The sequence below is a fragment of the Shewanella sp. BF02_Schw genome (assembly GCF_014596695.2).
Lineage (GTDB): Bacteria > Pseudomonadota > Gammaproteobacteria > Enterobacterales > Shewanellaceae > Shewanella.
This window is the reverse complement of sequence record NZ_JABKAW020000001.1, coordinates 1,331,990-1,344,107: the sequence shown is the minus strand read 5'-3', so window position 1 is coordinate 1,344,107 and position 12,118 is coordinate 1,331,990. Positions and strand designations below refer to the sequence as shown.

The following is a 12,118-nucleotide window of genomic DNA, read 5'->3' as shown; positions in this document are numbered from 1 at the left end:
CTATGGCATTTAAAATTGCCTCATCTCCACATGTCAGCACAACATTGCACACCAATACGGTAATGAAGCGTGTGGCACTATGCCTTATTCCAGGTATTGCAGTACAAAGCTATTATTTTGGTTACGGCACGTTAGTTCAATTATTACTCGCAATTACGGTGGCTTATTTAGCAGAAGCTGCAGTAATGAAACTGCGCAATAAAAATATTGTCGCCACCTTAACTGATAATAGCGCATTGGTTACCGCAAGCTTACTTGCGGTCGCGATCCCGCCATTAGCACCTTGGTGGTTAATCGTCATCGGAACATTATTTGCTATCGTTATTGTTAAACAACTCTATGGTGGGTTAGGTAATAACGTCTTTAATCCTGCAATGGCCGCTTATGTACTGCTGCTGATATCATTTCCGGTACAAATGACTTCATGGGTTGCCCCTCAAACCTTAACCGTCAATTACGCAGATATGTTGCATACCTTCAACAGTATCTTTGAATTAAACACGGGATATGCTGCAGATTTTTTCCATTTGGCGATTGATGGCACCACCATGGCAACGCCGCTCGACACATTAAAAACAGACCTTTCTATGGGGCTTACCACAACAGAAAGTATGACTAAAACCATCTTCTCTGGCAGTGTCGGCGAAGGTTGGTTTTGGGTCAATATGGCCTATTTTGTTGGTGGCCTAGTGATGCTAAAGCTTAAGGTGATACGCTGGCATATTAGCGGCGCTATTGTGCTGACTTTGTTTGTCTGTGCCAGTATTGGTTTTTTGATCAGCCCAGATACCTTCGTTAGCCCTGTGATGCATTTATTTTCAGGAGGAACCATGCTGGCGGCATTTTTCATTGCCACAGATCCCGTTACCGCAGCAGCAAGTCCTAGAGGTCGACTTATTTTTGGCGCCATGATCGGCTTACTCATATACTTAATACGAACATTTGGTGGTTATCCTGACGCCGTCGCTTTCGCCGTTTTATTAGCCAATATGTGCGCGCCATTTATCGATTATTATGTTCGTCCACGCAGTTATGGTCATCGAGTAGGAAATTAATAATGTCTATTTTAACAACTAACCCGATGATTAAAAATGGCCTATTACTTGGCCTATTTGCCTTATGTTGCACTGGCCTAGTTGCGTTAGTGAACGCGTTAACCAGTGACACCATATTATTGCAACAACAAAAACAATTAACCTTAACGCTTAACCAAATTGTGCCGACTGAGTTATACGATAATGTACTCAGTGAACAATGCATTTTGGTTAACTCCCCGGAACTGTTAGGCACTAAAGCTGACTTACCAGCATACCTTGCTTATAAAAATGAACTCCCCGTAGCCATCGCGATTGAAGCTATTGCACCAGATGGTTATAACGGAGAAATAAAACTCATTATTGGTGTAGATAACCAAGGTAAAATATTAGGTGTTCGTACCCTTTCCCATCAAGAAACCCCGGGGCTTGGTGATAAAATTGAACTGCGAAAATCGGATTGGGTCACTCATTTCAGTGGTAAGTTATTTAAAGACAACAGCAATATGTGGAAAGTAAAGAAAGATGGTGGTCAATTTGACCAATTTACTGGTGCCACTATTACTCCACGCGCTTACGTTAAAGCGATTGCCAATGCACTGACATTTGTTGAACAACATCGCCAAGCACTTTATCAAAGTCATTATGTCTGTGAGGCCAACCATGAGTAAATATAGTGAAATTGCAGCTCAAGGACTATGGAAAAATAACCCGGGATTAGTACAATTATTAGGGTTATGTCCGCTACTAGCCGTTACCGCAACAATCACCAATGCATTGGGTTTGGGCGTCGCGACGTTGTTGGTATTAGTTGGATCCAATATTTTAGTCTCCTTGGTACGTGATTTTGTGCCTAAAGAAATTCGTATCCCCGTGTTTGTCATGATCATTGCCGCGCTTGTTACTTGCGTGCAATTACTGATCAATGCTTATGCCTATAATTTATATTTGTCATTAGGTATTTTCTTACCGCTGATTGTAACCAACTGCGTCATTATCGGCCGCGCAGAAGCATTTGCCTCGCGTAACTCATTAGCGCATTCGGCATTCGATGGATTAATGATGGGCTTAGGCTTTACCGCTGTACTGGTTGTTTTAGGTGCTAGCCGCGAATTGCTCGGCCAAGGAACGTTATTTGGCGGTGCAGATTTACTATTAGGTGATTGGGCAAGTGTGTTAACCATTCATGTATGGCATGTGGACACGCCATTTTTATTGGCTATGTTGCCGCCGGGTGCTTTTATTGGCATGGGATTATTAATAGCCCTTAAAAATGTCATCGATAGCCGAGTTAACGCCCTGCAACCTAAGGTAGAAAGTGTTAGCGTAACGCGTGCGCGGATCACTAAAGTCAACTAACAAGACTTTGCAGTTAAACTACTGAGACCGTTAACTTAACGATAAAATGACCGATTATTATGAATAAAGATAAGCGACAACAAATACTCAACAGATTAAGAGACAATAATCCTAAGCCTGAAACTGAATTGAACTTTTCGAGTCCATTTGAGCTATTAGTTGCTGTCACGCTATCAGCACAAGCAACCGATGTCAGTGTCAACAAGGCAACTGATAAGTTGTTTCCTGTTGCCAATACGCCTCAAGCAATCTATGACTTAGGCGTTGACGGGCTTAAGCAATACATCAAAACCATTGGCTTATACAATAACAAAGCCGTTAATGTGATTAACGCCTGTAAAATGCTGGTTGATTTACATGGTGGCGAAGTACCCGAGAATCGAGAAGCATTAGAAGCTTTACCTGGAGTGGGACGAAAAACGGCCAATGTAGTACTCAATACCGCCTTTGGCTGGCCCACTATTGCCGTTGATACGCATATTTTTCGGCTAGCAAATCGAACGAAGTTTGCTCCTGGCAAAAATGTCGACCAAGTTGAACTGAATATGCTTAAAGTGGTGCCGAGCGAGTTTAAAGTGGATGTACATCATTGGTTTATTCTTCACGGACGTTACACTTGCTTAGCCAGAAAACCCCGTTGCGGTTCTTGTATTATCGAAGACCTGTGTGAATTTAAAGATAAAACTGAATAGTCTATCACCTTGTTGACGTCGATATGTGTCATGTCTGTTCTCTCTTTTGTCCTGTTGCGGGATAAATAGGGAAAAGTTCCAAACCTATTGGTATGGTGTATTGTTCACCATTTCACTGACAATTCGCCGCCCTGAGCGTAAGAGTCCAACACCAAATCGGCATGTATCTATACTTATCTTACAGTCATTTTCGTTCAGTGACGCCTCTGCAATTTCGAAAATTTTACGTTTGAATGAAACTCGTCGTTTAATGTTAACCGACAACTTAGATGTGACGACGACATTCAAAGTTGGCTACGAGAGCCCCTCTCAATTCAGTTGGGAATACCGCAGTTTTTTTGGTGCATATCCATTAAAAGATACAAAAGCATTGCGCGAAACTGGACTGCCTCAAGAAGCAAAGGCATAAAGAAAAAGAACCAAAAATGCTAGGTTTAACTTAACTTAACTATTTGTGCTTATGGCACTCACCGACTTTTTCGCAATGATAGAATTGGTTTTATCAACAGCGATACTCCGATATTTGGCTAGCCCACTATTGCCATTGATACACCTATTTTTAGCTAAAAAAATCGTCCCAAATTCTCCCGAGGCAATTGAGGAAGATCAACGTTCCCACCGTTACGCCAGTCACCACGCAAAGTCAACTTGTGACATCTTTAACGTTGAGCGAATAACATCGGGTGATGACGGTGCAGAAAGCTCTGTTGTCCGCAGTATATGCTGAGCTTTTTTAAGTAGTAGACAACAGTGCGCTGACTTTCACTCCCTCAAGGATAGTAAAGAGATGTTAGTATGGAGAATATGAGGCTACATGGATTTTCATTTTGTGAAAAATGACGTTTTATTTTACCTATCCTCGACACTAGAGAAGCTCAATACACGGGCTGAATCTGCATTGAAGAACGATGATAAATAATAGTGGGAATAATATTAATGGACCTCTCTGTGTTAGACAAATTCTGGCAGCTAATTGACGAAAAATTACAAGGCTGGCTAGAAGCTGGCATTAAACACTTGCCGAATTTTATAGTCGCCTTTCTATTAGCCATGTTTTTTGGCTTACTGGCTAAATATGTTGGTAGAGTCGTTCGAAAAGTGCTTCATAAAACCTTAGAGTCTGAACAAATTGCCGATCTACTTTCATCAATTATCAAGATGCTGGTGCTGTTGACAGGGCTATTTATCGCCCTAGAGTTTTTAGGATTAACCGGTACTGTAACGTCACTCTTAGCTGGCGCAGGTATTATTGGCCTAGCACTTGGTTTTGCTTTTCAAGACATGGCAGAGAATCTTATTGCTGGTATTGCGATGGGTATTCGTAAGCCATTTCAAATTGGCGATGTGGTTGAGGCAGGAGATGTGTTTGGCACCGTAAAAACTATTAATTTGCGTAACACATTAGTCGAAACGTTTTTTGGCCAAATAGAAGTTATTCCAAATAAAATCTTGTTTCGAAACGTACTCACAAATTATACGGTTACAGGGGTCAGGCGCATCGTAGTACCCGTGGGTATTTCTTACGCAGACGACCCAGAGAAGGCAGCTGGAGTTATTGAAGAAGCGATAAACGCTTGTGATTTTGTTATCAAAAAAGAACAAACTGCCGTGTTTGCTGAGGGGTTTGCAGACAGCTGTATAAACTTAGTAGTCTGGTTCTGGATCGATTACCCAGGTGACACTGGCTTTATGAAAGCTCGACATACGGCGGTTGTAGAAATTAAAAAAGCGCTAGAAAAAGCTGATATCTTAATTCCATTTCCTATCAGAACATTGGATTTTGGCGCCAAAGGCGGTGAGAAGCTCAATACCATGTTGCCGGAAAAAAAGTCAGAAGAAGAATCAGCAGACTCACAGAAGCCATCATCGTCTGAAAATGAAAAGTAACCTCTGGGATCAGAGAAACTTTCATGAACTAAACGTCAGCTTTGTCGCATTGGTCTAATTTAATTAGACTATCAAAACATTTTTGAAGGTTGGCTGATCGGACATGGAATTCTGGAAAAAAGAGCCAACCATCGGCATTCTGCTACTAGTACGCGTATTGTTCCAGGCAGCTTGTAGGTCGGTAACACTTAGTTAGCCGACGTTCAAATTTTCTCTGATATATATAAGCGCATAACCACCGCTTGAATACGCTTATTCTGACTCATCGAATGCGCACAGATGGCATCACTGATCTCACATACAGCATCACTGATCCGACATGTAGCATTACTGATCCGACATATAGCATAATTATTGGACTAAATACTTTCGTGAGTCCAGTGGTTCACTTTATCATGTCCTGCCATACAGGAATAACATATCAAGCGTTCAAAGATAAACTATTTTGCTGCCATTACAGCAAGTGGGTCAATACCACCGCCCATTTCAGCGCCAGACAATTTACTGTCGTCAATCCGAGCCCCCTAACAACAAGATATCGCCTAGGGGATTAGCACCAACAAATTTGTTCACTGGTCCCGCATTCTTACAAGCATTCTTACAAAAAGGGGGGGACGTCGACATGCCTACCTAGCACTTTTTTGTCGATTTATCGAATAAAATTGATACCTAGCACTAAAAATCCCTAACTTCCTCATCCATTGACTTGTTCCAACAGTGGGTTCAATGACCCTCAACCCAACAACATCAGACCATGATGAATAGATCAAGCATGTGGTTTATTCTTTTTATACTTTTTCTTTGGGCCATTTATCCACTACCAGCAGGAGCTCGGCGATGTTTGCAACGCGGTAGTGTTGGCAAGCGAACAGACAGATCCCGCCAATACACTGATAATCCACCTTAGCTAGCGTCAACGGCGTTAGCCTATCAGACTAGGAAGGAGCAACCATGTCGACAATCACCACCATTAATCCCGCGACCGAAAAAGAAATCCATACCTACGACATCATGACCGAAAAGCAGGCGACGGATCGGCTTGAGTCCTGCTATGGGGCATTTCTGCAATGGCGCGAACTGACCCATCAGGAACGGGCCCCCTACCTCAAGATGATCGCTCAAAAGTTGCTCGACAATGCCGATGAATTGGCCGCTTTGATGACCAACGAAACCGGCAAGCTCCTTAAGGATGGACACGTTGAGGTCGAACTCTGTGCAGCTATCTTTAATTACACCGCTGAAAATGGACCCGACGTGCTGGCCGATGAAGATCGCGAGCAAGCACTCAACGGTAAACGCGGCGTCATCAGTTATCAGCCCATCGGCGTTATCTATTCAATTCAGCCTTGGAACTTTCCCCTTTACCAGCCGGTTCGTGTACTGGCATCCAATCTGATGGCTGGTAATGGCTGTATTCTGAAGCACGCTAGCATCTGCACCGGATCCGGTCTACGTTTGCGTGAATTGTGCATTGAGGCCGGCTTGCCCGAGGACCTGTTCCAGGTTTTGGTGATTGACCACGACACCAGCGACAAGCTGATAGCCCACCCTAAGGTCCGTGGTGTCACAATGACCGGCAGCGATGGCGCTGGGCGACACATCGGTGCTGTGGCCGCCAAAGAATTGAAGAAGACGGTACTCGAACTGGGCTCGAATGACGCTTACCTGGTGCTTGAGGATGCCGATATCGAAACCGCCGTAAAATTTTCGGTAATGGGTCGACTTTACAACAACGGAGAGACCTGCGTTTCTGCCAAGCGGTTCATCGTGACCGATAAGGTCTATGACGACTTTGTCGAGGCTTTCGTCGCCCAAATGCAAAAGATCAACATGGGTGACCCCACCGATAAGAATACCCAGCTTGGCCCGCTTTCCAGCCAGGAGCAGTTTGACACAGTCAAGGAGCAGGTGGATGCCAGCGTCGCCAAGGGTGCAAAAATCCTCTGCGGTGGCGAAGTACCAAACCGCACGGGTGCCTATTATCCAGCCACTGTGCTAGCAGACCTCACGCCAGGAATGCCGGCCTACGACGATGAAATCTTCGGACCTGTCGCGTCGATTATCCGCGCCAGTGATGATGAGGACGCCATGCGGCTGGCTAATGACAGCCGCTATGGACTCGGCGGTGGGATCTTTTCAAAGGACGAGGAGCGTGCCCTCAAACTGGCGCGCGATGACTTCGACACAGGCATGATCCGTATTAATTCGTTTGGGGCTGCTGATCCGAATATGCCATTTGGCGGGGTCAAGAATTCTGGGTACGGACGTGAACACGGTGGCTTTGGTATGAAGGAATTCGTCAACGTAAAGTCGATTTTTCTACCCTGACCTCGCTTTACACCCACAATTTCGCCCATTTCATCCAACATTAAGGATTTCTCTATGAGCATGAACATTCTTGTCGCCGGTGCCACCGGCAAAACGGGCCAGCTTCTGGCCCAGTACCTGATAGAACAGGGCCATAAGCCGATAGCGCTGGTTCGCGAAAGTTCGGATACCAGTTCACTGCCCCAAGGCGTAGACCTGCGCCATGGTGACCTGACCGACCTGGAAACCGGCCTGTGCGACTGCATGGACGCGGTGATCTTTGCCGCTGGCTCGGGAGGAAGCACGGGCCCTGAAATGACCAAAAAAGTGGATCGGGACGGCGCTAAGCGACTGATTGATCTGGCGAAGGAATCTGGCGTGAAGCGTTTCGTGATGCTCAGCTCGATCGGCGCAGATCAATCCAATCCCACCGGCGACATGGCCCCTTACCTGAATGCCAAACACGAAGCAGACGAATACCTCAAGGCTTCCGGAGTAACCTACTCGATCCTGCGCCCTGTGGCATTGACCAACAAGAGCCGCGGCACGGATGTGATCCTAGGTGAGGACGTCGACAAATCGGCCAAAGCATCTCGAGCGGATGTGGCCCATGTACTGGTGGAGGCCGCTACTACAGGCCGTTACGACGGTATGGTGCTGAATATGCAATCAGCCTGACCGTCGCGTCACTGGCGTAACACCAGGCTTGGACCGTTAACTTGTAAAATTCAATCATTCATTTCAACAGGAGAAAATCCATGTCAGAGATCAATAGCAAAGTCGTTATCATTACCGGTGCCAGCAGTGGTCTGGGTAGAGCCACAGCACTACGCCTGGCAAAGGGTGGCGCCAAACTGGTGCTTGCTGCCCGCCGCGAGGAACGCCTTGTGGAGCTGCGTGACACGATTAAGGATCAGGGTGGTGAAGCTATTTATCAGGTTACCGACGTCACTGACCGCGCTCAGGTCGAGTCGCTGGCCAAGGCCGCGAAGGAAGCTTACGGCCGCATCGACGTGCTGGTCAACAACGCTGGTCTGATGCCGCTATCGCCCCTCGATGAACTCAAGGTCGACGAGTGGGAGAAGATGATTGACGTCAATATCAAAGGCGTGCTCTACGGCATTGCCGCGGTGCTGCCGACCATGCGCGAGCAGCATGTCGGCCACATTATTAATCTCTCGTCGATAGCCGGACATAAGGTCTTTCCCGCGTCCGCCGTTTATTCCGCTACCAAGTTTGCCGTGAAGGCGATATCAGAAGGCATGCGTCAGGAAGGCAATGGGGAAATCCGCTCCACCAATATTTCGCCTGGGGCCGTGGCGACCGAGCTGACCAGTAAAATCAGCGACCCCGATACTGCCAAGGGTGTTGATGAAATGTACGAGATGGCCATTGACCCTGATGCGATTGCGCGAGCAATTGCTTATGCCATTGAGCAGCCGACAGATGTTGATGTCAACGAGATTATCATCCGCCCCACTAGGCAGCCGCTCTAACCGGACAGCCACTCTATTGGACAGGAGCAATATGCAAACTGGCATGGTAAACGTTCAGCATCACAGCAGCTTAGTGTCTACTGTTGAACCACTTAAATTGTAAGCCAACACTGGAGAGCCATTTTTAGAATGCGGGTTCGAACGGAAGAGAACAAATGGTACAGCGGAAGGATCCGTTGCCTGAGTGCTTATGTTGTCATTTCTCAGTAAATCCATTTGCTCTACGGTCTCTGTGTCGGAATTTTAGATACGAGATAAGAGCCTAGCATCTAGGGCATAAGCCGTCAGAGTGAAGTAAATAAAAATTTACTTCACTCTCTTTATACTTGGCGAATTATCCTGAGGTGAAACAAACGATGAGTATCAACTATGACTGACAAAATATTAAAAATTTCAGATAAGTTTTGGAATATTCGTGGTGAGTTTAACGTTTTCGGTTTATTAAATATTGGCACCCACGCTTCTTTAGTAAAGCGCGGTAATGGCATGTTTGTATTGCTTGACGCTTATGAGATGCAAGACGACGTTAAACAGCAAATCGATTCGCTGACTAACAATGGAGTCAACATTGAAGCGATTATTAATTTGCATCCATTCCACACCGTACATATTGAAAAAATACATGGGGATTATCCAAACGCAAAACTCTATGGCACACAGCGCCATATCGATAAATTGCCCAATCTAACATGGCAAACAGAGTTAACTAATTCAAACGAGTTTGCCGCTTTGTTTTCAGACGATTTTGAATTTTCAGTGCCCCGAGGGGTCGATTTTATTTCCAAAAACGAGCGCCTACATTTTTCATCGGTGCTTGCTTACCACAAAGAATCAAAAACCATTCACGTTGACGACACATTAATGTACCTTCAATTACCCGGTATACTTCGTTTTTTAAAAAGTCCAGAATTGTCTTTTCATATGACACTGTCGAAAACATTGGAACGACGCAAAGGAGCTGCTGATGATTTTCGGCTTTGGGCCACGGATATAGCGAAGCAATGGAGCGGTGCTGAAGTGTTGTGTGCGGCTCATTCGTCAACATTATTTATTCAAAACCAATCTCCATCAATTGCGGCGATGATCATGACAGCATTGGAACGGGTAGAATTAACCTTAAAACATCATGAAAACAAGTTTGGTTAACACCATTCTCTTCGTTAAATTCCAGTTCAAACTGAATTAGGCATACAGAAATTGGCGAGATCACAACCGATGAAATGTCACTTTTGGATCTGAAACAGTCGAATACACCAAGCCCAGCGAACGGTGCTTATCGAGAAAACCACGATGCGACTGCTGTATAATTGAAGACTTGTGATTTTAAAGACAAGATATACCCAGAAAATTAACCCCCAAAGCACCGAAGGCACTTTAGGGGTTTTATATTAATGTATTGTATATTAACTCATCAATTAATATGCAATACATCTTTAGTGATGGCTCAAATGGGACTATCTATTTTTTGCTGACGCTTAAAACAACGACACAAAAAATGCACTAAAACAAATCGCAATAATAACTGTAGTGCCTAATGCCATTTTCAATTCTGTATTCATTGTCTTGCCTCCAAATGTGTATATGGCAACAATAACGCTTTTTAGCGTTTAACCCAAAAAATATCCTCACAAATGTGAGCTAAAGCAAAATTTTGTTGGTATCAACCGCTAATATTTTCATTGTCATCTGAACTTGTTAAACTTAGATAAATTTTTATAAGAGAGCATATCATGTCGCAATTACTTCATACGATGATCCGTGTAGGCAACCTAGAACGCAGCATTCAATTTTATACCCAAGTGATGGGAATGAAACTACTGCGTCAATCTGAAAACTCAGAATATAAATACACCCTCGCCTTTGTTGGTTTTGGTGAAGAAACCACAGGCCAGGCCGTTATCGAATTAACCTATAACTGGGGTACCGATACATACGATTTAGGCAATGGTTTTGGACATTTGGCCATAGGCGAAGACGATATTTATGCGCGCTGCGAAGCAATTGCTGCTGCTGGCGGTAAAATCACTCGAGCACCCGGCCCTGTTGCTGGCGGCAAAACTGAAATTGCGTTTGTCGAAGATCCAGACGGATACAAAATCGAATTAATTCAAAAAAAATCAGCAACTGAAGCACTTGGCTAATATTGCCTAAGCAGCAAAAATAGGTGCGCTTGAAAGTACACTTTAGATTCGTTAGATATGATAAAACCAGCGAAAGCTGGTTTTATCATTTTGATGACAGATATTTCGTACAAAATTTTACTGCGCTAGGCTATATATCTACAAGTCATTACTGTGGGACTAAAATAGCTAATAAACAGATTACGCTTTTTCAGGTCTAACCAAACTAAAATGATCGTAGGCTCTTTGAGAAGCGATACGTCCTCTAGGTGTGCGCTGAATAAAGCCTTGTTGAATTAAAAAAGGCTCCAATACATCTTCAATCGTTTCTCTATCTTCACCTATCGCGGCGGCAAGGTTATCTAATCCTACTGGACCACCCATAAATTTATCAATAATTGCCAGCAAGAGTTTACGGTCTAAATAATCGAAACCTTGCTCATCAACATCAAGTAAATCAAGCGCATATTCGGCAACTTTTTGGGTGACTTTACCATCATGTTTGACTTCCGCATAGTCGCGAACGCGGCGTAATAGACGATTAGCAATTCGCGGGGTGCCTCGTGAACGTTTGGCTATTTCAATCGCACCTTGCTGATCAATCTCAAGCTCCATCACATTCGCTGAGCGTGTTACGATAGTGGTAAGATCTTTGACATTGTAAAACTCTAAACGCAGTGGAATACCAAAACGCGCCCGCAGTGGTGATGTTAGTGCTCCAGCACGAGTGGTCGCCCCTATAAGCGTGAATGGCGGTAAATCTAACTTAATTGAACGTGCTGCAGGGCCGTCACCAATCATAATATCCAGTTGGTAATCTTCCATCGCCGGATAAAGGATCTCTTCCACTACAGGGCTTAAACGATGAATTTCATCGATAAACAGCACATCACCTTCTTCAAGATTGGTTAACAATGCCGCTAAATCACCGGCTTTTTCAAGCACAGGGCCAGAAGTGGATTTGATGTTCACGCCCATTTCATTAGCCACAATCATCGCTAACGTTGTTTTACCTAATCCGGGAGGACCGAAAATCAGCATGTGATCGAGGGCTTCACGGCGATTTATCGCTGCTTGAATAAAAACCTTAAGCTGCGCTCGAGTATCATCTTGACCGGTATACTCATCCAACATTTTAGGGCGCATAGCACGATCAATCAGTTCATCTTGACCTTGTACCTGCGGTTGGATTAGGCGATCAGCTTCAATCATTTTTACGTACC

The 12,118-nt window shown here is 44.6% G+C and carries 12 protein-coding genes; 11 read left to right on the top strand and 1 reads right to left on the bottom strand.

Features of this window, described 5'->3' with window-relative positions:
- The first annotated feature begins 2 nt into the window (after window positions 1-2).
- The 11 genes from rsxD to gloA all read left to right on the top strand — a co-directional run bounded on the left by rsxD (window position 3) and on the right by gloA (window position 10,916).
- Window positions 3-1,055, top strand: coding sequence for an electron transport complex subunit RsxD (gene rsxD / locus HNW13_RS06050; RefSeq protein WP_162023254.1), 1,053 nt, complete (start codon window positions 3-5; stop codon window positions 1,053-1,055).
- A gap of 2 nt (window positions 1,056-1,057) precedes the next feature.
- On the top strand, window positions 1,058-1,705 hold the full coding sequence (gene rsxG / locus HNW13_RS06045; protein ID WP_243756173.1) for an electron transport complex subunit RsxG: 648 nt from the start codon (window positions 1,058-1,060) through the stop codon (window positions 1,703-1,705).
- Window positions 1,698-2,393: an electron transport complex subunit E gene (locus HNW13_RS06040; RefSeq protein ID WP_101087034.1), complete on the top strand. Its 696-nt coding sequence runs from the start codon at window positions 1,698-1,700 to the stop codon at window positions 2,391-2,393. Before rsxG ends, HNW13_RS06040 begins: the two co-directional genes overlap by 8 nt.
- A 59-nt stretch (window positions 2,394-2,452) precedes the next feature.
- A complete protein-coding gene (gene nth, locus HNW13_RS06035) occupies window positions 2,453-3,085 on the top strand; it encodes an endonuclease III (RefSeq protein ID WP_101087033.1) in 633 nt (210 codons plus the stop codon).
- A 100-nt stretch (window positions 3,086-3,185) separates the two neighbouring features.
- Window positions 3,186-3,494, top strand: coding sequence for a hypothetical protein (locus HNW13_RS06030; RefSeq protein ID WP_208062801.1), 309 nt, complete (start codon window positions 3,186-3,188; stop codon window positions 3,492-3,494).
- 527 nt (window positions 3,495-4,021) lie between these two features.
- On the top strand, window positions 4,022-4,972 hold the full coding sequence (locus tag HNW13_RS06025) for a mechanosensitive ion channel family protein (protein ID WP_192115018.1): 951 nt from the start codon (window positions 4,022-4,024) through the stop codon (window positions 4,970-4,972).
- Between the two features lie 951 nt (window positions 4,973-5,923).
- The gene (locus HNW13_RS06020; protein ID WP_192115019.1) at window positions 5,924-7,300 is read left to right on the top strand and encodes an NAD-dependent succinate-semialdehyde dehydrogenase; all 1,377 of its coding nucleotides are present in this window, start codon (window positions 5,924-5,926) and stop codon (window positions 7,298-7,300) included.
- Between the two features lie 54 nt (window positions 7,301-7,354).
- Window positions 7,355-7,957, top strand: a complete 603-nt coding sequence (locus tag HNW13_RS06015; RefSeq protein WP_208062799.1) for an SDR family oxidoreductase — start codon at window positions 7,355-7,357, stop codon at window positions 7,955-7,957.
- Between the two features lie 80 nt (window positions 7,958-8,037).
- A complete protein-coding gene (locus HNW13_RS06010; RefSeq protein ID WP_101087030.1) occupies window positions 8,038-8,775 on the top strand; it encodes an SDR family oxidoreductase in 738 nt (245 codons plus the stop codon).
- Window positions 8,776-9,144: 369 nt separating this feature from the next.
- Entirely contained in the window at window positions 9,145-9,921 is a 777-nt protein-coding gene (locus HNW13_RS06005) for a hypothetical protein (RefSeq protein WP_192115020.1), read from the top strand.
- A 584-nt stretch (window positions 9,922-10,505) separates the two neighbouring features.
- A complete protein-coding gene (gloA, locus tag HNW13_RS06000; RefSeq protein WP_059743767.1) occupies window positions 10,506-10,916 on the top strand; it encodes a lactoylglutathione lyase in 411 nt (136 codons plus the stop codon).
- Window positions 10,917-11,096: 180 nt separating this feature from the next.
- Here the strand turns inward: gloA and ruvB are convergent, their stop codons facing one another.
- Window positions 11,097-12,107 (bottom strand): Holliday junction branch migration DNA helicase RuvB, encoded by a 1,011-nt coding sequence (gene ruvB / locus HNW13_RS05995; protein WP_101087028.1) that lies wholly within the window; start codon window positions 12,105-12,107, stop codon window positions 11,097-11,099.
- Window positions 12,108-12,118 lie beyond the last annotated feature (11 nt).

Bases quoted from the DNA above. Each gene is read 5' to 3' on its own strand.
- rsxD (WP_162023254.1), top strand. From the start codon at position 3: ATGGCATTTAAAATTGCCTCATCTCCACATGTCAGCACAACATTGCAC.
- rsxG (WP_243756173.1), top strand. From the start codon at position 1,058: ATGTCTATTTTAACAACTAACCCGATGATTAAAAATGGCCTATTACTT.
- HNW13_RS06040 (WP_101087034.1), top strand. From the start codon at position 1,698: ATGAGTAAATATAGTGAAATTGCAGCTCAAGGACTATGGAAAAATAAC.
- nth (WP_101087033.1), top strand. From the start codon at position 2,453: ATGAATAAAGATAAGCGACAACAAATACTCAACAGATTAAGAGACAAT.
- HNW13_RS06025 (WP_192115018.1), top strand. From the start codon at position 4,022: ATGGACCTCTCTGTGTTAGACAAATTCTGGCAGCTAATTGACGAAAAA.
- HNW13_RS06020 (WP_192115019.1), top strand. From the start codon at position 5,924: ATGTCGACAATCACCACCATTAATCCCGCGACCGAAAAAGAAATCCAT.
- HNW13_RS06015 (WP_208062799.1), top strand. From the start codon at position 7,355: ATGAGCATGAACATTCTTGTCGCCGGTGCCACCGGCAAAACGGGCCAG.
- HNW13_RS06010 (WP_101087030.1), top strand. From the start codon at position 8,038: ATGTCAGAGATCAATAGCAAAGTCGTTATCATTACCGGTGCCAGCAGT.
- HNW13_RS06005 (WP_192115020.1), top strand. From the start codon at position 9,145: ATGACTGACAAAATATTAAAAATTTCAGATAAGTTTTGGAATATTCGT.
- gloA (WP_059743767.1), top strand. From the start codon at position 10,506: ATGTCGCAATTACTTCATACGATGATCCGTGTAGGCAACCTAGAACGC.
- ruvB (WP_101087028.1), bottom strand. From the start codon at position 12,107: ATGATTGAAGCTGATCGCCTAATCCAACCGCAGGTACAAGGTCAAGAT.